Genomic DNA, 23,055 nt, shown 5'->3' on the forward strand with positions numbered 1-23,055 from the left:
CGTGAATCGTCGTCTGAGCACCGCCGTGGTGAGCGCCGTCATCGCCAGTGGCATGGCCCTGGCCGGGCTGACCGGGGGGGTCGCTGCCGCCGCGCCCGCCGGATGCGCCGACTACCACTGGATGGGTGCGGCCGGATCGGGTCAGCGCGACGGCGCGAAGCTCTACGCCAACGGCGGCATGGGCGACGTCGTCTACCAGTCCTACGAGCAGTTGGCCGCGGACCTCGCCGCCGACGGACGCACCATCACCGCAGAGGCCGTGCAGTACCCGGCCGCGCCGGTGCCGCTCGACGGCAGCATCGGCGGCTGGATGACGTTCATGGACAGCGTCAAGGCGGGCACGGAAGCCGCCGGGGAGCAGTTCACGGCCTTCACCGAGCGCTGCCCCGACACCAAGGTCGTCCTCGCCGGCTACTCCCAAGGCGCCATGGTCATGCACCGCAATCTGGCGGACCTGGCCGAGGATCCGCACGTCGCGGCGGTGCTCCTGGTCGCCGACGGCGACCGGCTGCCCGGCGACACGACGATCGACATGGGGTCGACCGCTCGGGTGCCCGGTGTGGGCAAGGGCGTCGCCCAGGAGCACTCGTTCCTGGCCTCCGCCCCGACGTCGCCGCTGCCGCCCGCCCTCGGCGCCCGGACCATCAGCGTCTGCGACGTCGGCGACCTGGTGTGCGACTACGACCCCGACTCGACGGCCAGCACCGAGGCCGGCATCGCGATCCACACCGCCTACGCCCCGACCGCCAGCGGGCCGCACGCCTGGGTGGCGCCGCTCTACCAGCTGGTCGCCGCGTCGGCGCCGCTGCCGTCGTCGACCCTGGCGCTCAGCAGCACGCACGGCTGACCGCGGCGGCGCGTGCGCCGGTGATTCCGCCGGCCGGGCGTTTGCGCACGGGTCGTAACGGGCAGCCTGCGGTTCGTGCCCGATCCGCCGGAGTTCGACCTCGCCCAGCGCATGGCCGACCTCGCGCGGACCGTGGCGCGGCCCCGTAGCCGCGCGGACGTCTTCGACGACGTGACCGGCGCCGCGGTGGAGATCATCGACGGCGTCGACGCCGCCGGCATCCTGCTCATCGGCGACGACGGCCAGTTCGAGTCGCACGCGGGCACGTCCCCGCTGCCGCACGAACTCGACGAATTGCAGCAACTACTGCACGAGGGCCCGTGCCTGGAGGCCGCGCTCGACGACCTCGTGGTGCGGACGCACGACTTCCGCCACGAGCCACGCTGGCCGGCGTACTCCGTCGAGGCGGTGAAACTCGGTGTGCTCAGCGGGATGTCCTTCCGGCTCTACACCGCCGAGCGGACCGCCGGTGCGCTCAATCTGTTCGGGTTCGCGCCGACGCCGTGGGACGCCGAGGCGCTCGCGACGGGGTCGGTGCTCGCGGCCCACGCCGTGGCCGCCGTCCTCGCCGAGCGCCAGCACGCCCACCTGAGGTCGGCGCTGGCCGATCGCGACCGGGTGGGCCAGGCCAAGGGCGTCCTCATGGAGCGCCACGGGGTCGACGACGTGCAGGCCTTCGACATGCTCAAGGCCTACGCCGACGGTGGTGGCGGCGCGCTCGTCGACATCGCCGAGCAGGTGCTCGGCACCCGCGGCGGCTGAGGCCGGCATTACTGTTGGCGCCCGCCCAGGTGCTCGGCGAGGAACCGGTCCACCGCGTGGTACATGTCGATCGAGTTGTCCGGGTTGACGAAGCCGTGTCCCTCGTCGTCCTTCACCATGTACTCGACCTCGACGCCGCGGTGGCGTAGCGCCTCGACGAGGTTGTCGGATTCGGCCTGGACCACCCGGGCGTCGTTGGCGCCCTGGACGACCAGCAGCGGTGTGCGGATCTGGTCGACCCGGCTGATCGGTGAGCGCGCCAGCATGTCGGCTTCCTGCTCGGGATCGCTGGGGTCGCCGACGAACAGGTGCCAGTTGTTGGCGAGGTTCGGTCGGACGAACGGCGGCAACGTTCGCATGAAGTTGGCCAGGCTGGAGATTCCGACGTAGTCGACGGCCGCGGCGAAGACGTCCGGGGTGAACGTAATTCCGACGAGCGCCGCGTAGCCGCCGTAGGACCCGCCGTAGATGGCGACCCGCTGGGGATCGGCGTAGCCCCGCGCGACGGCCCAGTCGACGGCGTCGATGAGGTCGTCGTGCATCTTCCCGGCGAATTCGCCGATGGCCGCCTTGACGAACGCCTTGCCGTAGCCCGTGGATCCGCGGAAGTTGCACTGCAGCACCGCATATCCGCGGTTGGCGAACAGCTGGACCTCGGGGTCGAAGCGCCACCAGTCCCGGGCCCACGGCCCGCCGTGCACCACGAGGACCATCGGGAGGTTCTCTGGGGGAACACCCGGCGGCAGGGTGAGGTAGGAGTGTAGTTCCAGGCCATCGCGTGACGGAATGGTCACCGGTGTCATCGGCGCCAGCGTCTTGTCCTCCAGGTGCGGGAACGGCCGGTACAGCGGTCGGCTCTGACCGGTCGCGTGGTCGTAGAAGAAGGTGTGGCCGGGACGGCGGTCGTGGTTGAAGCCGACCACCCAGCGCTGTCCGCTCAGGTCGGAGGACAGCAGGCCGACGTCGCCGTCGGAGAGCTGTTCGATGGCGGCCAGCACCTCGGCGAAGTGCGGATCGAGGGCCCGGATCTCCTGCCGCTCACCGAGATAGCGCACGCCGAGCAGCTCGCCGGTGCGCCGGTCCTGGATGAGCGGTTGCGGCACCACCGGGGCCACCAGGCCACGGTTGTCCACCTCGAGGGTCGGATGGGCGTCGACGGCGAACTGCGCGCCGGTGGCGACGTCGAGCCGCACGATGCGGGTGAGGTCGCTGCCCTCGTTGGAGCCCATCCAGATCCCGGTGCCGTCCGGGGTGACGACCATGGGGAAGATGCCCAGCGGGTAGTCCGTCCCGTCGTAGACCGCGATGGTGCGCAAGGCCGCGGCGGCACGGTCCCACTGCTGCACGACGGCGTTGCCGTCGGCGGTCAGCGACATGGCGAACAGCTGACCGCTGCGGCCGCTGAGCCAGCCGGCCACGCCGCCGGGATTCTCGGCGATCATCGTCATCTCACCGGTGGCGATGTCGAGTTCGTAGGCGTCGAGCAGTTCCTCGGTCCGCTTGTTGCACGCCACGATCGCCTTTCCCGGCAGGCTCGCCGGCAGCTCGAGGTACGCGCGGCGGCCGGGGAAGGGGGTGAGGTCGACGGCGTCGGCGTCGGGGTCGTCGAGGTCGACGCGGAACACGTGCCAGTTCTCGTCGCCGCCGTCGTCCTGCAGGTAGAGCAGCCATCGCGGGTCGTCGGTCCAGTCGAAGCTCAGCACGCTGCGGGTCTCGTCGGCCGTGACGCAGCGGGCGTCGTCCTCGGTCCCGTCGACGGGCTGCACCCAGACGTTCAGCCGGCCCTTCCACGGGGCGAGGTAGGCCAGCCGCGTGCCGTCCGGCGAGATCGTCGCGCCGGCCTTGACCGGCGGGCTGAACAGGTCCTCGACCGTGATGAGTTCGGGCAGCGCCATGGTGTCCTTTCGATGGGTAGCTGTCACTTAGTGACACCGCCACTGTGTCACTTAGTGACAACAGCGTCAAGGTGATAAGCGTCGACTGGGGCCGCACCTTTGGCGAGTGTGAATCTCACGACGCGTTACTCGGCCGTTGCGTCGCCAGATTCACAGTCGACGCAGGAGGGGCGGTCGGCACGGCGCGTGCCCTCCCCGAGGCGGCAACGGCCGGGCGCACACGGAAGGATCGACGGGTGCTCGCCGTCTTCGAAGCCTTCGCCGTGATCGGGGTCGTCATCGGGGTGGGCGCGATCGTCGGGCGCACCGGGGTGCTCGGCGACAACGCGCGGATGGTGCTCAACCGCGTCGCCTTCCACATCGGCGTGCCGGCACTGCTGCTGCTCAGCCTCTCCGAGGCGACGCTGGGCGAGATCTTCTCGCTGCCGCTGCTGGTGTCGGCGATGACCGCGTTGACCGTGCTGGGGGTGTGCTTCGCGCTGATGGTCCTGGTGCGTCGGCGCGGCCGGGCCGACGCCGCGATCGCCGCCTGGGCGGGCTCCTACGTCAACGCGGGGAACCTTGGAATTCCGTTGTCCGCTTACGTGTTCGGCAGTACTACCGAGATCTCGGCGATCATCTTCTTCCAGGTGGTGGTCCTGGCGCCGCTCGGCATCGCCGTGCTGAACTCCGAGGCCGAACCGCGGCGCTCGGCCGGTCGGCAGGTGGTCGCCCTGCTCACCAACCCGATCATCGCCGGCAGTGCCGTCGGCCTCGTCCTCGCCGGCACCGGCATCGACCTGCCCGAGCCCGTCACCGACCCGCTGCGGCTGCTGGCGGACCTGGCCATCCCGACGGTGCTCCTGGCGTTCGGCATCTCGCTGAGCAGCCGCGCCGAACGCCTGCCCTCGGCCGACCGCGTGGACGTCGGCATCGTCGTGGCGATCAAGACGATCGCGATGCCCGCACTGGCCTACGCGCTGGCCCGCTGGGGGTTCGGCGCGACGGACGCACAGGTGCTGCTCGTCACCGTGATCGCCGCGCTGCCCTCGGCGCAGAACATCAACACCTACGCCGCGGTGTACCGCCGCAACGAGTCGCTGGCGCGCGACGCCACGCTCCTCTCGACGGCCGTGTCCATCCCGGTCATCGCCGCCGTCGTGGGTCTGCTCGGCGGCTGACACCGTTTCGCCAGCTCGCCTCGGGGTAGAGACGACGTGCGACGCGCGTCGCACCGAAGAGAGCAGAGGTTCGTCGTGAAGCGACTCATCCGTACGTTGGCCGTCGGAGCAACGGCCGTCCTGTCGGCCGTCACCACCGCGATGGTGGTGGCGCCATCGGCGTCGGCGGAGCCGCCGTGCCCGGACGCGGAGGTGGTCTTCGCCCGCGGCACCAGCGAGGCGCCCGGTGTCGGCGGGACCGGTCAGTCCTTCGTCGACGCGGTCCGCGCCCAGGCCGGCGCCCGCACCGTCGGCGTCTACGCGGTGAACTACGCCGCCAGCAGCGACTTCAACAACCGTGAGGAGATCGCGCGCACCGTCATCGACGGCGTCCGCGACGCCGGACAGCGCATCGAGTACATGTCGACCGCCTGCCCCAACACCCGCATCGTGCTGGGCGGCTACTCGCAGGGCGCACTGGTCGCGGGCTTCACCACGTCGGACACCGCACCCGCCGGGGTGCCCGCCGGCCTGGTGCCCGCGGCGCTGCCCGCCGCGGCCGCCGACCACGTCGCCGCCGTCGTGCTGTTCGGCACGCCGTCGGAGCAGTTCCTCGCGCAGTACGACGCGCCGCAACTCGTCATCGGTCCCAACTTCGCGGACAAGACGCTGCGGCTGTGCGCGCAGGGCGACACCATCTGCGACGGCGGCTTCACCGGCGCCCCGACCGTCGCGCACGCGCTGTACGGGGTCAACGGACAGGTCAACGAGGGCGCGGCCTTCGCGGTCGGCCGGCTGTAGCCAGTCGAGCCAAGAGCTTCAGCCCGCGGCGTCCCGGCGCGCCCGCGCCCGCCGCTTGCCCTCGTGCATCGCGGCGACGCGGGCCACCGGGATGCCGCGGCCCTGCTCGATCAAGTCGGCGGGCAGCGTCTGCGGTGCCGGCATCTCGGTGCGCCACGGATCGCGGCCGGACAGGGCAGCGACGGCGGTGTGCACGGTGAAGTCCGACGGGTGCACGGCGTCGAGGTCCGACCACGCCACCGGGAAGGACACCGGCGTGCCCGCGCGGAGCCGGGGACTGTAGGCCACGGCCACGGTGGCGCCGCCCGCCCGGGTGGAATCCACGAACACCTTGCCGCCGCGGTCGGCGACGATGTACGCCGTCGTCGCCAACTCCGGGTCGAGGGCCTCGGTCCGCGCCGCCAACGCCCGCGTCGCGGCCGCGACGTCGTCGACCGGCGCCGCGTCGTCGATCGGTACGAACACGTGAATGCCCTTGGCGCCGCTCGTCTTCACCGCACCGGTAAGCCCGCAGTCCGCCAGCGCACGGCGCACCAGGTGCGCGACGGCGACCACCGCGGAGAACGCGTCGTCGGCGGGCGGATCGAGGTCGAGCACCAGGTGCGTCGGCCGGTGCACGTCGGCGGCGGTGCCCAGCGTGGGGTGATATTCGACGGCCCGCTGGTTGGCGAACCACAGCAGCGTGCGCCGGTCCTCGCACAGCGCGTACCGCACGTCGCGGTGGGACGCCTCCGCCCACAGCGTCACCGTCGGCACCCAGTCCGGCGTGTACTTCGGCACGTTCTTCTGCATGAAGGGAGCACGCCCGCGCAGGGCACGCAGCACGGTCAGCGGGCGGCCGGCGAGCCCGGGCAGCAGGCGGTCCGCGACGGCGTCGAGGTAGTCGACCAGGTCGCGCTTCGTGGCGCCGGCATCGGGCCCCAGGGGCTGGTCGAGGTTGGTCAACTCGACGCCCGCGCGCTCCTCGGAGACGCTCATGGGCCCAGCGTAGGCGCGGGTGTGACGGCGGGCGGCATTCCGGCCCGTGTCGCTGGGCACTCGCTTAGCATGGCCGCGACACCCGAAGGAGAGCCATGCCAGAGACCACGACGCGGCCCGGCATCTGCCGGATCTGCTCGGCCCACTGCGGCGTGCTCGCCACGGTCGAGGACGGCCAACTCACCAAGGTGACCGGCGATCCGGACAACCCCATGTTCCGGGGCTACACGTGTGCCAAGGGACGTGCCCTGCCGGACATCCACAACAACCCGGACCGCCTGCTGCACAGCCAGAAACGCGACGGGGACCGGTTCGTGCCGATCGCCGCCGAACGCGCCATGGACGAGATCGCCGAGCGGCTCCAGGAGTTGATCGCCACGCACGGCCCGCGATCGGTCGCCATGTACATCGGCACCAACTGTCTGCCGTACCCGGCCTCGCCGCTGACGGCCAACGCCTTCCTGCGGGCCATCGAGTCGCCGATGTTCTTCACCGCCAACACCATCGACCAGCCCGGCAAGCAGATCGCGCTGGCCGCGCACGGCCACTGGCTCGGTGGCGACGTCCCGTTCGACGAGGCCGACACCTGGCTGCTGGTGGGCACCAACCCGTTGGTCTCCAAGGCGATCGGCATCCCCGGCCAGAACCCGGGACAGAACCTGCGCGCCGCGATCGCCCGCGGCATGCAGCTCATCGTCGTCGACCCCCGCCGGTCGCAGACCGCCGCCCGCGCCGCGATCCACCTGCAACCCCGACCGGGAGAGGACGCCACGATCCTCGCCGGCCTGATCAACGTCGTCATCACCGACGGGCTGTGCGACACGGAGTTCCTCGCCGAGAACGTCGCCGGCTTCGACGACCTCGCGCGCGCGGTCGCGCCGTTCACCGCCGCGTACGTCGCCGAACGCGCGGACGTGCCCGCCGACCGGCTCGTCGAGGCGGCCCGGCTGTTCGCCTCGGCGCGCTCCGGCATGGTCAACGCCGGCACCGGCGCCAACTTCGGCCTGCACGGCAACCTGCTGGAGTACCTCTGCCTGTGCCTGACCACCATCTGCGGGCGCTGGCAGCGGGCGGGTGAGCGCGTCACGCGGCCCAACACGCTGATGCCCGCCTACACCGCCAAGGCGCAGGCCCATCCGCCGTACGAGGGCTGGGGGTACGGCGAACACCTGCGCATGCGCGGGCTGACCGACACCGTGGCCGGCATGCCGACCGCCGCGCTGGCCGACGAGATCCTGCAGCCGGGGGACGGTCAGGTGAAGGCGTTGATCTGCGTGGGCGGCAACCCGATGGCCGCCTGGCCCGACCAACGCAAGACCCACCGCGCGCTGGAGAGCCTGGACCTGCTGGTCACCCTGGACACCGAGATGTCGCTGACCTCGCGGCTCGCGGACTACGTCATCGCGCCGATGATGCAGATGGAGACCCCGGCGATGACGCAGGGCAGCGAGCTGATCAAGTACTACGCCAGCGGCACCGGCATCCCCGCGGCCTACGCGCAGTACGCGCCGCGGCTGTCCGATCCACCGCCCGGCTCCGATCTGGTCGAGGAGTGGCAGTTCTTCCTCGGCCTCGCCCGGCGGATGGGCCTGACGATGTTCTTCGTCAACTTCTTCGGCGGTGGCGGCGGCAGATTCATGGAGTCCCCGCCCGTGGTGGTCACCATGGACGAGCACACCGCGCTGACCACCGAGGAACTGTTCGCCGAGATGTGCGCGAACTCCCGCGTGCCGCTCGACGAGGTGGCCGGTCACCCGCACGGCAAGGTCTTCGACGTCGACGCCGTGGTGGCCGAGCGCGACGCGGACTGCACGGCGCGCCTCGACGTCGGCAACGCCCACATGCTCGCCGAGCTGGCGCAGGTGCGCGGCGAGGACCACACCGCCCGGCGGGCCGACGGGGACTGGCCGTTGCGGCTGATCCCACGCCGGCACGGCAGCTTCATGAACTCCTCGGGCACCGCGCTGGCGGCACTCAACCGCGGCAAGGGCTACAACCCGACGTACATGCACCCGGCGACGATCGCCGCGCTCGGCCTGAGTTCCGGCGACCTCGTCACCGTCACCAGTCCGCACGACTTCATCCCGAGCGTCGTCGAGGCCGACGAGTCGCTGCGCGAGGACGTCGTCGCGATGCACCATGCGTTCGGCGGGCTGCCGTCGGAGGACCACGAGGTGCGCGCCCGGGGCAGCAACGTGGGCCGCCTCATCCCGACCGACGTCGACTACGACCCGGTGACCGGAATCCCCCGCCAGGGCAACATCCCGGTCCGGGTCACCCCGCGCGCCGGCTGATCTCGCGGGCGTGGCGCGGCGCACACCCGGACCGGTGAGAGGATCGTCGGCGTGGCGATGAGCGTCAGCTTCCCCAGCACGTCCGGACCAGACCTCGGCGGGCTCATCGACCTGCCCGAGGGCGAGCCGCGCGGCTGGGGCGTCTTCGCCCACGGCTTCACCCTCGGCAAGGACTGCCCGGCGGCGAGCCGCATGTGCAAGCAACTCGCCCGCGAGGGCGTCGGGATGCTGCGCTTCGACAACCTCGGCCTCGGCGACTCGAACGGCGACTGGGGCGACGGATCGTTCTCGCACAAGGTCGCCGACACCGTCCGCGCCGTCGAGTACATGAACGCCTCCGGCCGCGAGGTCCGCCTTCTGGTCGGTCACTCCTTCGGCGGCGCGGCCGCGATCGCCGCCGCGCACGACTGCCCGACCGTCGCCGCCGTCGCCAGCGTCGGCGCGCCGTACGATCCCGCGCACGTCGAGCACAACTACGACGCGCTGCTCGCGCGCATCGAGGCCGAGGGCGAGGCGCCGTTCCTCGTCGGCGGCAAGGCGCTGACGCTCAAGCGGCACTTCATCGACGACGTGCGCCAGGCCGACCTCACCGAGCGGATCCGCACCCTGCGCCGCGCGCTGCTGGTGCTGCACTCGCCGACCGACAACACCGTCGGCATCGCCAACGCGAGCGACATCTTCCGCACCGCCCGGCACCCCCGCAGCTTCGTCTCGCTCGAGGGCGCCGACCACCTGCTGACCGGCAAGAACCAGGCCGCCCGGGCCGGCCGGATCATCAGCGCGTGGGCCGATCCGTACCTGGCGGCCTGACCGTCGTTTCGACCGGTCGTCGCGCGGCAACACTGCACCGCACGCATCGCGCCGGCCAAGCCCCTCCGCGCGTCGCCTCGGCGTCCGGAGCGGTGGGATGCGTCCAACGAGAAGGGAACGACATGGCACTCGACGACGACGACATCACCACCTCCTCCGGCGGCGGAGAGGGAACCGCCGACGGCGGCTCCAACCCCGAGGGTCACGACGGCGGCGCCGACGGCTCCGCGGGTGGCGAGGGCCCGGCCGACGGCGGCTCGAACCCCGGCGGTCACGACGGCGGCGCCGACGGCTCCGCGGGTGGCGAGGGCCCGGCCGACGGCGGCTCCAACCCCGACGGTCACGACGGCGGCGCCGACGGCACCGCCTGATCGACCGCCATGCTGAGCCGCTGCATCGCGATCGACTCTCGGGCGTTCGCGACCGAGTACTGGGGTCGCCGGCCGCTGCTCACCAGGTCCGGCGCGCTGCCCCGTGACTTCGGCGACCTGCTCTCGGCCGCGATGGTCGACGAGCTGATCGCCGAGCGCGGGGTACGCGCGCCGTTCATCCGGCTGGCCAAGGAAGGCGACGTCCTCGCGAAGGACTGCTACCTGGGTCCCGCCGGCTTCGGGGCGGAGATGCCCGACCAGGTCGACTCGGCCAAGGTCCTCCAGCAGTTCGCCGCCGGGGCGACCATCGTGCTGCAGGGTCTGCACCGGTTGTGGCCGCCGGTGATCGACTTCGTCCGCGACGCCGTCGACGACCTCGGCCACCCCGTGCAGGCCAACGCCTACGTGACGCCGCGGAGCAACCGCGGCTTCGACCCGCACTACGACGTCCACGACGTCTTCGTGCTGCAGGTCGCCGGCGAGAAGCGCTGGATCGTCCACGAGCCGGTGCACCAGCATCCGCTGCCGTCGCAGCCGTGGACGCAGCACCGCGCGGCGATCGAGCAGCGCGCCCGGGACGCACCGGTGATCGACACCGTCCTCACCCCCGGCGACGCGCTCTACCTGCCACGGGGCTGGGTGCACTCGGCCCAGGCTCTGGACACGACGTCCATCCACCTGACCATCGGGGTGTCCGCGGTGACCGGCCTCGACGTCGCGCGCGCCGTCGTCGACGAACTCGCCGGCCGGGCGGAATTCCGGGAGTCGCTGCCGATGGGCACCGATCCGGGCGACCGGGATGAGATCATCGCGACGGTGACGAAGGTGATGGCGCGGATGGTCTCGACCCTGCGCGACGACGCAGCAAGCCTCGGCGACGGCGCCGCCGAGCGGCTGGTGCGCCGGCACGCCGACCGCACCCGGCCCGTCGCGGTACGCCCGCTGGCGACGGTCGACGCGCTCGCCGCCGACGTGCCGCCGCGGGTGCGGTGGCGCAACGGCCTGCTCGCCACCGTCGAGATGCGCGACGGCCGGGTCGCGCTGCGCCTGCCGGACCGCGTCATCGCGTTTCCGCCGTCGTGCGCCGACGCGGTACGGGCGCTGCACGGCGGCGCCGTGAACGACACCCGGGTTCTGCCCGGGCTGGACGCCGCCGACTCCGCGGTGCTGATCCGGCGACTGCTGCGAGAAGCCGTCCTGGTGCCGGCTGACCGATGAGCCCTGCCCCCGGGCAGGGCTGCAGCTACCAGTCGCGCACCCGCAACGATCCGATGTACGGCACCGCGTCGGCGGGGTCGCGGTGGCTGATGCTCGAATTGTGCGGTGGCTGGGGACATTCGGCGTTCCTGCAGTCGCCGGCGTGCATCGATCCGACGCTCGGACGGGCCATCGTGCACCGCGCCGAGAAGGCGGGCATGCGGGTCGCCGCCATCCGCAAGCACGGTAGGCGTCCGGCCACGAGGCGCTGGCGCTGGTTCGTGGCGCACTCCGACCCCGGCCGCGAGGCACTGTTCGCCGGGGAGGTCGGCGACCCGGCGGAGTACCTGACCCTGGACCTCGACGGGCACGACGGCGAGCGGACGTCCGACCCGATGGTTGCGATCTGCGCGCACGGCAAGCACGACCAGTGCTGCGCGGTGCGGGGCCGCAGCGCCACCGCCGCCATCGATGCCGCGTACCACGACTTCACCTGGGAGTGTTCGCATCTCGGTGGTGACCGGTTCGCCGCGACGATGCTCGTGCTGCCCGAGGGGCTGTGCTACGGCCGGGTCGACTCGACCGACGCCGCCGGCCTGGTGCGCTCGTACCTGGACGGCAGGCTGCACAACGACGTGCTGCGCGGCCGGACGTCGCTGCCGCACGCCGTGCAGGCCGCGCAGTACTTCGCCCGCGAGGCGTCGGGGGAGGATCGCATCGACGCGCTCGGTCCGCTGTCGGTGGACCGCGACGGCGCCACCACCCGGGTGGTTCTCGACGCCGGACCGTCGACGGTGACCGTGACGCTGGGCGAGCGGATGTCCGAGCCGCTGCTGAGCCAGTGCAGCGCCAAGGTCGAGGGATCGGTCCGCATCTACACCCTGGTCGACCTGACGATCGGTCGATAGGCTGAGCCACTCGGGGGTGGCTGCTGTGCTGACGATGATCGAAGAGCACGACGCGACGACGGTCGTGCTGCGCATGTCCGGCGAACTGCATGCGGGCACGTACCGGGACGCCCGCGACGGGGTGATCAAGGCGGCGCTGACGGCACCGGCGCTCGTCGTCGACGTCGACGGACTGCGGGTCACCGACCGGCACGCCTGGTCGGTGTTCACCAGCGCCCGCTGGCACGTGCACGCCTGGCCCGACGTCCCGATCGCGCTGGCCTGCGGCGACCGGGGCACCCGGCGGCTGCTCGCCTCGCTGTCGATCACCCGCTACGTGCCGGTGTACGCCAGCGTGGACGCGGCGGCTCGGGCCGTCGCGGACGCGTCGCACCGCTACCGCCGCCGGGCTGCCGTCGACCTCGACGGCGGCGGCGCCGTCCGGAGGGCGCAGGCCTTCGTCAAGGACCGGCTGCGGCAGTGGCGTCTCCTCGACGCGATGCCCGCCGTGCTCATCGTCTCGACGGTGTTCGTGGAGAACGCGATGGAGCACGGCGGGGGATCCTGCACCCTGCGATTGGAGACCGACGACGTCGGCGCGGACGGCGGTGTCGTCAACGGCGGTGTCGTCAACGGCGGTGTCGTGAACGGCGGTGTCGTCAACGGCGGTGTCGTGAACGGCGGTGTCGTCAACGGCGTCGTCGTGGCGGTCACCGACGCGAACCCCGCGCAGGCGACGCGCCGCGAACAGGATCCGACGGCGCCGCCGACCGGGCTCGATCTGGTGGCGGCGGTGAGTCACGGCTGGCGCAACCTGCCGACCCCGCAGGGCAAGACCGTCTGGGCCCTGATTCGGCCGCAGGACGACTTCCTGACCGGCATCGCGGGACTGGTCCACCGGTGACGGCCGAACCGCGCGACGCGCTCAGCGCGCTGCTGGCGGGGATGTCGCCCGCCGCCGTCCTCGACCGGCTGGCCGTTCCGGTGCTCGTCGTGGACGGCGAGGTGGTCGGATTCGCCAACGCCGCCTTCGCCGAGATGCTCGGCAGGCAGGTGCTCGATCTGACCGGGGCAGCCCTGCACTCCCTGCTCGTGGGGTCCTCGACCGTCGAGCCGGTGCCCGCCGGGCTGATGACGTGGCGCCACGCCGACGGCTATCCGGTGCGCGCGAAGGTGAGCGGGCACGTGTCCGTCCCGGGCGCCGACGGCGTCGTCATGGTGGCCTTCACCGACGTGACCGAGCAGGCGTGGGAAGCCGACTAGCGACCACCGCCATCCTCAGCCGCAGCAGGTCTGCTCGGCCTCCATGCGGCACGCGCAGGACGCCCGCACCGGCACGTCCGCGCGCGCTGCGGCGAACGCCAGCTGCTGGCCGATGATCGCCGCCTCGGCGTCGCGTCCCAGCCGGCGCAGGCACTCGGCGTAACCGTGCAGGCTCCACAGGTTGCGTGGGTGGCGGCACGGCCGGCTCACCGCGTCGGTCAACCCGAGGTCGGCGGCGTACACCCGAGCGGCCTCGTCGACGTGGCCCTGCTCGAGCAGCAGGGCGCCGAGGGCGTGCCGGGTCGGCTGCATCCAGCCCCACGGTTCGTCGAACGGCAGGGAGTCGTCCAGGTCGACGGCTTCCCGCAGCAGCGTGAAGGCCTCGTCATGGTCGCCGCGGCGGTAGGCGATCTCCCCGTCGAGCATCCGCGCGCCGATGTTCAGCGCCTCCCGACAACTGATCTTGAACAGCGTGCGGCTCGGCGGCACCTGGTCGTAGGCCTGCCGGAACGCGCTGCGTGCCGCGTCGGCGTCGTCGACGCGCCCGAGCGCCGCGAGGGCGAGTGCGCGGCCGTACAGCGTCGTCGCCGTCGTCACGGCGTACAGCTCCGGATCGGCGGGCAAGGGTTCCTCGGCCAGGTCGGCCCAGCGGCCGAACCGGATGAGCACGTGGATCCGCAGCGCGACGAAGGCCTCCAGCCAGTCCGCCATCGGCGGTGCCTCGACCGCCAGCAGCTCCGCGGGGAAGACCTCGACGGCCTCGTCGGCGGCCGCCATCGCCTCGCGGAACCGTCCGGCGAACATCGCCGCGTAGACCGCGAAGTGCAGGTTGTGCGCCCGGTAGCGGTAGTACGGGGTGGCCGCCTTGGAACGGGCGAAGAACTTGCGGTCGGCTCGCACGGCAGCGAGGTTGGCCCGCAGCGCGTTGGCGTAGTCGCCGCACAGGACGTCGATGTGCGATGGCATGTGCTGCAGGTGGCCCGAGTCGGGCACCAGGTCGCGCAGCAGATCGGCGGCGTAGAGCGCGCGTTCCGGCTCGTCGGACATCTCCATGGCGTGCAGGTACACGTGCAGCACCCCGGGATGCGCGCGCCCCTCGGGCGTGGCCAGGGCACGCTCCAGCAGCGTGCGCGCCTCGACCACGCGGGACCCCTCGGCGGGTTCGCCGGTGCGGGTGTCCCACAGCGCCCACACCGTCAGGTTCACCAGCGCCTCGGCCGCCAGCATCTGCACGTCCACGTCGTGCGGGTGCCGCGTGGCCAGGTCGGCCATCGCGTCGGCGTATGCGGCGTGATCGGCGGTCAGCGCATCGAGGTCGTTGGAGTTCGCCGTGCGGTAGCGCAGCGCCAGGGTCGCGATGAGGTCGCGGTCGATGGGGTGGGCGGTGCCCTGCTCGGCGGCGATGGTCAGCTCGTGCCGCGCCCGGTGCAGCGCCGCGGCACGCCCCGGCCCGTGGTACGACGCCCAGGTGCGGTTGTAGTTCGGCCCGGCGGCGTAGGCGATGCCCCAGCGGGCCGCCGCCAGGGTCGGGTCGTGTTCGAGGGCGCGCTCGAAACAGCGCACGGCCTCGTCGTGGTTGAACCCGAAGGCCCACACCATCCCGCGGTCGAACCAGCGCTGCGCTGCCGCCGATGCGGTGTCCACCTCACGGTGGTAGGTGCCGAGGTCGTAGTAGTCGTCCTCGTGGTCGGAGCGCACCGCGGCGCCGCGCTCCAGTGTCTCGCTCAATCCATGCTCTCCGTCGAGGTGCCCCCGTGCGGGCGTGAACCCCTATGTACCCCAGCCGGGTTGGTGCCACACCTGCCGTGTCGGGCGGCGTGACCGCTCACCAGGACAGATCGACCTCCGGGTCCGCCGACACCAGTCCCACGTCCGTGGCGGGCACGACGACGTCGGCGCCGAGCCGCTCGGCGTCGGCCGGATCGGCGAAGCGGACGGCGCCGGTGCTCCAGCGCCGCGCCCGGTGCGCCGCCCACGACGCCCCGACCACCACCGCCGCACCGTCGGGACCGTCGACGCGAACCCGCGCCACCCCGGGCTCGGCCGCGCGGGCGAGCAGGTCGGCCACCGCCGCCCGCGACAGCACGGCGCGCCCACGCACCGTCGCCGTGGCCTGGCAGCGGCGACGGACGCGGTCGGGCACCGGGCCGAGGTGAATCCTGCCGTCCTCGCCGAGGTGGGGATGCAACGCGTCGGCTCCCGCGCCGGTCAGCCACACGCCGACGTCCTCGCCGAGGAAGCCGCCGACCGTCGTGATCAGCGAACCCAGCCCGTGCCCGGTGGTGTCGACCTCCACCGCGACGGCGGGCACCGCGTAGCGCAGGCCGCTGCGGCGGGCCGCCGGATCGCACACCAGCCGGGCGACGGCGGCGGCCTCGCGGTTCTTCGCCGCGGCTCGCTCGGCGACGTCGCGCTCGCCCCAGTCCGGGCCGTCGTGCCAGGCCACGGCGTCGCGGGCGTGGTGCAGCACCGCGCCGTTCACCACGGCGCGGTGCGCGAACTCCCAGTCCTCGCCGCCGTAGCCGACGAACGATTCGTCGAAACCGCCGACGTCGTCGAAGAGTTCACGGCCGCAGCACAGCACCGAGCTGATGACGAAGCGGTAGGAGCCCCGGTCGACGTGTCGCAGGTCGCCGCTGCGGGCGTAGGCGTCGCGCAGCCACCGAGGTTCGGTGAGTTCGGTCGGCGCCGACGTGCCCGCCCACCAGCCCGGCAGATCGGCCGGTGTCCAGCCGCTCAGGTCGGCGTGCCGACGGCGGCCGACGGTCACCGCGTCCGGCAGGACGTTGGTCAGCCGGGAGACCCGCCGGACGTAGGAGGGCTCCGGCACGGTGTCGGCGTCCAGGAAGCACAGCACGTCGGCGTCGGTGTGCGCGGCGCCGAGGTTGCGGACCGCCGCGGCGCGGAAGCCGAAATCGTCCTGGCGCACCACCGTGACCGGCAGGTCGGACGGCGCGACGCGGGGCGGCACCGCGGAACCGTCGTCGGCGACCACCACCTCGAGCAGCCCGCGCGCGTGGTCCTGCAGCGCCAGCGCGGCGAGGACCAGGTCGAGCTGGCGCTGCTGCTGATAGTGGGCGATGACCACCGCCACCCGTGCCGGGGCGACCTCGCGCTCGGCGAGCAGATCCCACCGGTTGCCCGGCACGACGGCGCGCCCGTCGGTCAGCGCGAACGTCACCGGTGCCACTCCCGTAGCAGCCCGGCGTAGGCGTCGGCGGCCTCCGCGGTGGTGGGCGTGCACCGCGTGCCGGGCGGCAGCCAGGTGGTCGACGGCTCGGCGAGTGACGCGGCGATGGCGTCGCGCAGGCCGGCGTCGTCGTCCGGGTAGAGCAGCAGCGCGCCGGGATTGCGGTCGGCGATCTCCCGGGTGTAGCGCGTCGCGGGTGCCAGTGGCCGGCGGCCGGCGGCGAGCCAGGAGTTCAGCGAGCCCGACGCCGAGACGTGGCGATGGTGGGCGACGGGCACGGTGACCGCCCGCAGCGTCGCGGTGACGGCGTGCTCGGGGACGTGACCGGTGAGCGCGACGCGGCGGCGCCCGCGGCGGGCGGCGTCGTGCAACTCCTCGACGAGGTCGTCGTGGCCGGCGGATGCCTCGCCGATCGCCAGGAACCAGACTGCCGGGGACAGGCCGTGCAGCGCGTCGAGGACCTCGCGGTGGCCCTTGCCGGGGTAGACGTAGCCGAAGACGCCGACCGACAGCGGCGGGGGAAACGCCGCGGGTACCGCGACCGCCCGCTGGTCGATCGGCAGCGGGACCACGCGGACGTGGTCTGCCGGCACGTCGATCTCGCCGAGCAGGGCGCGCTCGTGGTCGCTGTTGACCACCACGCCGTCGGCGTCGGAGCAGACCCGCGCGTAGCCCGCGGCGCGCGTGCGGAAGTGCCTGCCGTCCGACGGCTGCGGCACGTCGTGCAGCGTGACGGTGACCCGGCCCCCGCGGTCTCGGGCCGCACGGGCCAGGGCAGTGAACGCCGCGGCGGCGTCGGTGGCGTTCGCTCCGAACAGCCGATCGGTGAACTGCACGTGCACGCCGCCCGCCGGTACCGCGTCGGCCGACCGGGTGAGAGACGTGGGGAGGCCGCTCGCCCGCAGCGCCGCGTCGAGCGCGACGCCGAAGCGGACCACCCCGTGCCGGGGCGGTCCGATGACGACGTGCGACGGTGCGTTCACGACAGGCCCAGCAGGTCCATCGTGTCGCCGTGGCGTTCGGCGGCCAGCGCGATGAAGTCGGAATTGGTGGCATACCAATCGAGTTGACGACGGTGCACGGCGAGCGGGTCGATGGTCTCGCCTGCCATGGTCCACGCGGTGCGCTCGGGGGCATCGGACCCCACCGCCGCGAGCACCCGCCGCTCCAGCGGCGCGTACACCGAGCCGAGCAGGGTGCCGTCGACCGGCGTCACGGCGGCAGGCGCGTCGAGCGCGGCGAGGATGCGGCGGGCCAGCGCCTCGAGGACCGTGTTGCCGGGATGGTTGATGGTGTGGCAGGCGTCGGCGCCGGCGGCGGCCAGCACGTCGGACACGGCGACGTCGGTGTCGCGGCGCTCCCGGGCAGCCAGCGCCGCGACGCTCGCTTCGGCTGCGGCGCGGATCTGATCGCCGGTGACCGCCACGTCCCACGGATCGTCGGCCGAGCGTCCCGCCCGGGCGGCCGCGATGGTGCGCAGGTCGTGATACGGCACGACCGGTGGGGTCACCGAGCGGTCCGCGGGCCGCCGCACGATGACCTGGAACGGGTAGAGCCCGGCGTAGCGGATCACCGGCCACCGCAGCAGCCGGGCCGACGGGCGCAGCCGCGCCGCCAGCTGCGCGGTGCCCAGCGGCAGCTCCCGGTAGTCCGCCCGAATCGGCTGCGACAGGAGCACTTCCGCGTCATCGAGCAAACGATCGAGGTGCGGCAGGTCGGCGGCGGTCAGCTCGTGCACGGGTGGCATCCGCACGGTGCGGAACGGTCGGTCGGTGACGCTGTCGAGCACCCGGCGCACGGCTTCGGCCTGGCAGTTGCCGACGACCAGCCACAGCGGCAGCGGCTCGCCGGGCTCGGCGTCGGGGTGCGCGTAGAAGTGGCGGTAGTGCCACGTCCGGCCGTCGGTCGTCACGCCACGACAGTAGAGCGAAGCGGTTCGTGCTAATTTCTGCGGTGCGTGCAACCGTCCAGTCCGGGGCGATGTCCTGCCCGCTCATTCCGGACCCAGGATGCTCGTGATCAGGCTTGCCTCGGTGCCCGCAGGGCATCCGTACGTCGACGCCGTCGTCGACCCGGTCGCCGTTCGGCTGCTGCCGGACCCGACGCCGCCCGGCGCCACGCTGCCCGGGCAGTGGTGGCCGCCGCGGTTCCTCGACGCCGACTACCTGCGCGGCAGGATCGCCGAGATCGACGTGCTGCACGTGCACTTCGGGTACGACACGCAGAGCGCAGCCGACCTGACGCGGGTGACGCGGGTGCTGGCGACGGCCGGTGTGCCGCTGGTGCTCACCGTTCACGACCTGCACAACCCCCACTTCGCCGACCCAGCGGAGCACCTCGCCCGGCTCGACGTGCTGGTGCCCGCCGCCGACGAGGTGGTGACGCTCACCGCGGGCGCGGCCACGGAGATCGGCCGGCGGTGGCGGCGTCCGGCGACGGTGCTGCCCCACCCGCACCTGTGTGCCGCCACGGACGTCGGCGTCGGCCGCGTCCGGCGTCGCGTCCCGGTGGTCGCCGTGCACGGAAAGTCGTTGCGCGCCAACGTCGATCCGTGGCCGCTGCTCGACGTCCTGGCCGCCGCTCAGGGCGCGGACTACGCGTTGCGGTTCGACCTCGACGAGGACGCGCTGCGCGGGCCGCGTGCGACCGATGCCACGGCGGATCGCCTGGCGGCGTACCGGGCGGCGGGCGTCGACGTCCGCGTGCACCCGCGGTTCGACGACGCCGGGCTGGCCGGCTACCTGGCCGACGTCGACGTGCTGGTGCTGCCCTACCGTTTCGGCACGCATTCCGGTTGGGTCGAGGACTGCCACGACGCCGGGGTGGTCGCGGTGGTCCCGGACTGCGGCCACTTCGCCGAGCAACACGGTGATCTCGAATTCGGTTATGGCGCCGACCGTTTCGACGCCGACGGTCTGCAGCGGGCGATCGGTGCCGCGCTGCGCCGGGTGGCCTGCGGCGACGGTGCCCTCGACGCCGACCGCCGCGACCGGCGCATCGAGCAGCGGCGGCAGGTGCGCGCTCGGAGCGTGGCTCTCTACCGGCGGGCGATGACCCGGGCCGCCGCGTGACGGCATCGCTGCGCATCGCCATGCTGGCGTCGTCCCGGTACGCCATCGGGCAGCCATTCGCCGGCGGCATGGAGTCGTTCGTGTTCGAGTTGGCGCGCGCGCTGACCGCCGCCGGGCACCGCGTGACGTTGTTCGCCGCGCCCGGATCCGACGCCGGTCTGCCGTGCGAGGTGCTGCCCGTGCACACCTTCGACATGAGCGAGGCGTCGCGCGCGGATCCGACGGCGCCCGAGTGGATCGTGCACGAGACGCACGCCTACCTCTCGGTGATGCTCGACCTCGGCCAGTCGCTGCGCGACGACTTCGACCTGGTGCACAACCACAGCCTGCATTACCTACCGCTGGCGATGGCCCGCAGCATCCCGGCACCGATGATCACCACGCTGCACACGCCGCCACTCGCCTGGCTGGAGCAGGCGGTCGCGCTGCCGCGCGGGGTGCGCAGCGAGTTCGCGGCCGTCAGCGCGTTCACCGCCGCGCAGTGGCGGCCGATCACCGGTGCGGTGTCGGTGATCCCGAACGGCGTCGACCTCGACGCGTGGCGGCCGGGCGCGGGCGGCGACTACGCGGTGTGGACCGGGCGGCTGGTGCCGGAGAAGGGTGTGACGACGGCGATCGCCGCGGCCCGCAGGGCGGGGCTGCCGCTGCGCATCGCCGGCCCGGTGGGCGACCGGCGCTACTTCACCGAGGTCGTCGAACCGGAACTGGGCGGCGGCGTGACGTACGAGGGGCACCTGCGGCACGACCAGCTCAACGACCTCGTCGGCGGTGCGGCCGTCGCGCTCGTCACGCCGGCCTGGGAGGAGCCCTACGGGCTGGTGACCGCGGAGGCGCTGGCGTCGGGCACCCCGGTGGCGGCGCTGGCGCGCGGCGGCATCCCCGAGATCGTCGACGACACCTGCGGGCGTCTCGTCGAACCGGGTGACGTCGATGCGCTGGCCGGCGCGGTGCTCGCCGCCGCGGACCTGTCCCGCCGGGCGGCGCGCCGCCGCGCCGAGGAGCACTGCTCGCACGCGGTGATGGTCGACCGGTACGTGGCGCGCTACCAGCAGCTGGTGGGCGCACGGGTGTCGGCGTGATCGGCTACTACGTGCACCACCACGGGCGCGGGCACCTGCACCGGGCGCTGGCGATCACCGCCCAGCTCGACGAGCCCGTGACCTTCTTGTCCTCGCTGCCCGCCCCCGCGGGCCTGCGCGCCACCGACACCTGGCTGCGTCTGCCCCTCGACGTCCCGGACACCGCTGCGCCGACGACCGACCCGGCGGCCCACGGCCGGCTGCACTGGGTGCCGACCGGCGTCGCGGGGCTCGCCGAACGGCACGCGCTGATCACCGACTTCCTCGCCCGCGAGCGGCCCCGCCGCGTCGTCGTGGACGTGTCGGTCGAGGTGACCCTGCTGGTGCGCCTGAGCGGCGTCCCCGTCGTGGTGATGGCGATGCCCGGCGACCGCGGCGACGCCGTGCACCGGCTGGCGCTCGACGTCGCCGAGCACGTCGTCGCGCCGTGGTCGGACCGGGTGTACCGGCCGGACTGGCTGGCCGAGCACGCGCCGCGCACCCACTACGTCGGGTCCATCTCGCGCTTCGACGGCCGGCCGCGGCCTGCACGACGACCCGGTGCCCGCCGGTGCGGCGTGCTGCTCGCCGGCGCGGGCGGCAGCGCGGTGCCTGCCGGTGCGCTCGCCGAGCTGCGCGGCGCGGCCGCCGACGTCGACTGGACGGCCATGGGCGGTGACGCCGCCTGGGTCGACGACCCGTGGTCGCTGCTCGCCGCCGCCGACGTGGTGGTCTGCCACGCGGGCCAGAACGCCATCGCCGACGTCGCCGTCGCGGGCGTGCCCGCCGTCGTCGTCCCGCAGGACCGGCCGTTCGACGAGCAGCACGCCACCGCGGACGCACTCGCCGCGGCGGGCGTCGCGGTGGCCGTGCCGCAGTGGCCGGCGCCGGAGCGCTGGCCGGGTCTCATCGCCCGCGCACGGGCCTGCGGCGACCGCTGGGACGAGCTGCGCACCCGCGGCGCCGCCGCGCGGGCCGCGGAGGTGATCGCGGCATGACGCCCGTCGTCGCCGCGGTGACGGTGGTGCACGGACGCCACGACCATCTGCGCCGCCAGCAGCGCGGCCTCGACGCCGGCACCCGTGGGCCCGACGTCCGGTGCGTGGTCGCGATGGACGACGACGCCGTCGCCGGCCTGCTGCCCGCCGACGCCGACGTGTCGGCCCTCCCGCGGGAAGGCGGTGCGCTGCCCCTGGCGCGTGCCCGCAACCTCGGAGCCGAGATGGCGCTGCGCCGTGGCGCGGACCTGCTGGTGTTCCTCGACGTCGACTGCATCCCCGATCCTGACCTCGTCGCGCGCTACGCCGACGCTCACCGTGCCACCGACCGTCCGGCGCTGCTCGCCGGACCGGTGACCTACCTGCCCGCCGGCGCGGCCGAGCGGGCACTGACCGATCCGGCGTCGTGCCGACGCCCGCACCCCGGCCGGCCCGACCCACCCGACGGCGTCCTGCTGCACGGCGGAGATCCCGACCTGTTCTGGTCGCTGTCGTTCGCGGCGTCGCGGGCGACGTGGCAGCGCATCGGCGGATTCTGCGAGGACTACGTCGGCTACGGCGGGGAGGACACCGACTTCGCCGCCGTGGCGACGCAGCGCGGTGTCGGTCTGTGCTGGGTCGGCGGGGCGCACGCCTACCATCAGCACCATCCGGTGTCGGACCCACCGACCGAGCATCTGGCGGACATCGTCGCCAACGCCCGGGTGTTCCGGCGCCGCTGGGGCCGCTGGCCGATGCCCACCTGGTTGAACGCATTCGAGGAGCGTGGATTGCTGGTACGAGACGGTGACGACGTGCACGTCACCACACCCGACGAGGTCACGGCGTGAGCGAGCAGACGGGCGCACCGGCGACCCCGCGGTTCGCCGACGAGGTCACGCACTGGTCGGACATCCCGGGCTGGTTCGGCTGGCGGGACGGCCAGCTCGAGGCCGTCCGCACCTTCGACGAGGGCAGCACGTTCGTCGAGGTGGGGCTGTACCTGGGCCGCAGCATCCTGTCGCTCGCCGAGTGCGTGGCGGAGTCCGGGAAGTCCTTCCACGTCATCGGCATCGACACCTGCCGCGGCAGCGGGCCGGAGGGCATGCGCAACGTGGACGCGCACGGGCCCGCGGCCGCGCACGGCGGTGGCACGTTCGCCGGGCTGCTGCACCGCAACGTGCTGTCCTGCGGCGCCGCCGACGACGTGCACCTGCTGATCGGCGCGTCACCCGGGGTGAGCGCCGTGTTCGCCGACGCGTCGCTGGACTGGGTGCACGTCGACGCGCGGCACGACTACGACAGCGTGGCGGCCGACATCGCCGCGTGGGCGCCCAAGGTGAAACCCGGCGGGTGGCTCTCCGGGGACGACTACCACCCCGAGTGGTGGCCCGGCGTCGTCGCGGCGGTGTCCGACCAGCTGCCCGACGCCCAGCCGTGGCTGCAGGGCCAGTGGCGGTGGCTCAAACCCCAGTCCTGACGACCCGGCGGCGACCGCGGGGCAAGCCTGATTCA

At 73.1% G+C, this 23,055-nt stretch carries 22 protein-coding genes; 16 read left to right on the top strand and 6 right to left on the bottom strand.

Annotation, left to right across the window (positions count from 1 at the left end):
• The first annotated feature begins 1 nt into the window (after position 1).
• Positions 2-847 (top strand): cutinase family protein, encoded by an 846-nt coding sequence (locus FZ046_RS07755; protein ID WP_407664451.1) that lies wholly within the window; start codon positions 2-4, stop codon positions 845-847.
• A gap of 75 nt (positions 848-922) precedes the next feature.
• Positions 923-1,609: a GAF and ANTAR domain-containing protein gene (locus FZ046_RS07760; RefSeq protein ID WP_407664452.1), complete on the top strand. Its 687-nt coding sequence runs from the start codon at positions 923-925 to the stop codon at positions 1,607-1,609.
• An 8-nt stretch (positions 1,610-1,617) separates the two neighbouring features.
• On the opposite strand, the gene FZ046_RS07765 is transcribed toward FZ046_RS07760, so the two are convergent.
• Positions 1,618-3,504: a S9 family peptidase gene (locus FZ046_RS07765; protein ID WP_070353933.1), complete on the bottom strand. Its 1,887-nt coding sequence runs from the start codon at positions 3,502-3,504 to the stop codon at positions 1,618-1,620.
• Between the two features lie 236 nt (positions 3,505-3,740).
• On the opposite strand from FZ046_RS07765, the gene FZ046_RS07770 reads away from it, so the two are divergent.
• Together FZ046_RS07770 and FZ046_RS07775 are read left to right on the top strand one after the other, a co-directional pair.
• Positions 3,741-4,664, top strand: coding sequence for an AEC family transporter (locus FZ046_RS07770; RefSeq protein WP_070353934.1), 924 nt, complete (start codon positions 3,741-3,743; stop codon positions 4,662-4,664).
• 75 nt (positions 4,665-4,739) lie between these two features.
• Positions 4,740-5,444 carry a cutinase family protein gene (locus FZ046_RS07775; RefSeq protein WP_070353935.1) on the top strand — a complete coding sequence of 235 codons (705 nt, stop codon included), beginning with the start codon at positions 4,740-4,742 and terminating at the stop codon, positions 5,442-5,444.
• Between the two features lie 18 nt (positions 5,445-5,462).
• On the opposite strand, the gene FZ046_RS07780 is transcribed toward FZ046_RS07775, so the two are convergent.
• On the bottom strand, positions 5,463-6,422 hold the full coding sequence (locus tag FZ046_RS07780) for a DNA polymerase domain-containing protein (protein WP_070353936.1): 960 nt from the start codon (positions 6,420-6,422) through the stop codon (positions 5,463-5,465).
• 95 nt (positions 6,423-6,517) lie between these two features.
• Between FZ046_RS07780 and FZ046_RS07785 the strand changes: the two genes are divergently transcribed.
• The 7 genes from FZ046_RS07785 to FZ046_RS07820 all read left to right on the top strand — a co-directional run bounded on the left by FZ046_RS07785 (position 6,518) and on the right by FZ046_RS07820 (position 13,244).
• The gene (locus FZ046_RS07785) at positions 6,518-8,716 is read left to right on the top strand and encodes a molybdopterin-containing oxidoreductase family protein (protein WP_070353937.1); all 2,199 of its coding nucleotides are present in this window, start codon (positions 6,518-6,520) and stop codon (positions 8,714-8,716) included.
• Between the two features lie 51 nt (positions 8,717-8,767).
• A complete protein-coding gene (locus FZ046_RS07790) occupies positions 8,768-9,526 on the top strand; it encodes an alpha/beta hydrolase family protein (RefSeq protein ID WP_070353938.1) in 759 nt (252 codons plus the stop codon).
• A 122-nt stretch (positions 9,527-9,648) separates the two neighbouring features.
• The gene (locus FZ046_RS07795; protein ID WP_070353939.1) at positions 9,649-9,897 is read left to right on the top strand and encodes a BatC protein; all 249 of its coding nucleotides are present in this window, start codon (positions 9,649-9,651) and stop codon (positions 9,895-9,897) included.
• 9 nt (positions 9,898-9,906) lie between these two features.
• A complete protein-coding gene (locus tag FZ046_RS07800) occupies positions 9,907-11,115 on the top strand; it encodes a cupin domain-containing protein (protein WP_070353940.1) in 1,209 nt (402 codons plus the stop codon).
• Entirely contained in the window at positions 11,112-12,002 is an 891-nt protein-coding gene (locus tag FZ046_RS07805; RefSeq protein WP_070353941.1) for a ferredoxin family protein, read from the top strand. The genes FZ046_RS07800 and FZ046_RS07805 overlap by 4 nt, the downstream gene beginning before the upstream one ends.
• Positions 12,003-12,036: 34 nt before the next feature.
• Positions 12,037-12,885 (top strand): STAS domain-containing protein, encoded by an 849-nt coding sequence (locus FZ046_RS27325; protein WP_170292410.1) that lies wholly within the window; start codon positions 12,037-12,039, stop codon positions 12,883-12,885.
• Positions 12,882-13,244 (top strand): PAS domain-containing protein, encoded by a 363-nt coding sequence (locus tag FZ046_RS07820; RefSeq protein ID WP_070353943.1) that lies wholly within the window; start codon positions 12,882-12,884, stop codon positions 13,242-13,244. Before FZ046_RS27325 ends, FZ046_RS07820 begins: the two co-directional genes overlap by 4 nt.
• Positions 13,245-13,259: 15 nt before the next feature.
• Here the strand turns inward: FZ046_RS07820 and FZ046_RS07825 are convergent, their stop codons facing one another.
• The 4 genes from FZ046_RS07825 to FZ046_RS07840 form a co-directional block, all read right to left on the bottom strand.
• A complete protein-coding gene (locus FZ046_RS07825) occupies positions 13,260-14,972 on the bottom strand; it encodes a hypothetical protein (RefSeq protein ID WP_246182933.1) in 1,713 nt (570 codons plus the stop codon).
• Positions 14,973-15,069: 97 nt separating this feature from the next.
• Complete coding sequence (locus FZ046_RS07830; RefSeq protein ID WP_149484226.1) at positions 15,070-16,425, bottom strand: glycosyltransferase; 1,356 nt, start codon at positions 16,423-16,425, stop codon at positions 15,070-15,072.
• A complete protein-coding gene (locus FZ046_RS07835; RefSeq protein ID WP_070355282.1) occupies positions 16,422-17,417 on the bottom strand; it encodes a glycosyltransferase in 996 nt (331 codons plus the stop codon). Before FZ046_RS07835 ends, FZ046_RS07830 begins: the two co-directional genes overlap by 4 nt.
• Positions 17,414-18,346, bottom strand: coding sequence for a WcbI family polysaccharide biosynthesis putative acetyltransferase (locus tag FZ046_RS07840; protein WP_070355281.1), 933 nt, complete (start codon positions 18,344-18,346; stop codon positions 17,414-17,416). The genes FZ046_RS07835 and FZ046_RS07840 overlap by 4 nt, the downstream gene beginning before the upstream one ends.
• A 121-nt stretch (positions 18,347-18,467) precedes the next feature.
• Between FZ046_RS07840 and FZ046_RS07845 the strand changes: the two genes are divergently transcribed.
• From FZ046_RS07845 to FZ046_RS07865, 5 genes are read left to right on the top strand one after another with little or no spacing between them, the layout of a single operon-like run.
• Positions 18,468-19,505 (top strand): hypothetical protein, encoded by a 1,038-nt coding sequence (locus FZ046_RS07845; protein ID WP_125939816.1) that lies wholly within the window; start codon positions 18,468-18,470, stop codon positions 19,503-19,505.
• Between the two features lie 20 nt (positions 19,506-19,525).
• A complete protein-coding gene (locus FZ046_RS07850) occupies positions 19,526-20,584 on the top strand; it encodes a glycosyltransferase (protein WP_070355290.1) in 1,059 nt (352 codons plus the stop codon).
• Complete coding sequence (locus tag FZ046_RS07855; protein ID WP_070355279.1) at positions 20,581-21,561, top strand: glycosyltransferase; 981 nt, start codon at positions 20,581-20,583, stop codon at positions 21,559-21,561. Before FZ046_RS07850 ends, FZ046_RS07855 begins: the two co-directional genes overlap by 4 nt.
• Positions 21,558-22,391, top strand: a complete 834-nt coding sequence (locus FZ046_RS07860; RefSeq protein WP_070355278.1) for a glycosyltransferase family 2 protein — start codon at positions 21,558-21,560, stop codon at positions 22,389-22,391. The genes FZ046_RS07855 and FZ046_RS07860 overlap by 4 nt, the downstream gene beginning before the upstream one ends.
• On the top strand, positions 22,388-23,020 hold the full coding sequence (locus FZ046_RS07865; protein ID WP_070355277.1) for a class I SAM-dependent methyltransferase: 633 nt from the start codon (positions 22,388-22,390) through the stop codon (positions 23,018-23,020). The genes FZ046_RS07860 and FZ046_RS07865 overlap by 4 nt, the downstream gene beginning before the upstream one ends.
• Positions 23,021-23,055: the final 35 nt, after the last annotated feature.

Source organism: Mycolicibacterium grossiae (genome assembly GCF_008329645.1).
Taxonomy (GTDB): Bacteria; Actinomycetota; Actinomycetes; order Mycobacteriales; family Mycobacteriaceae; genus Mycobacterium; species Mycobacterium grossiae.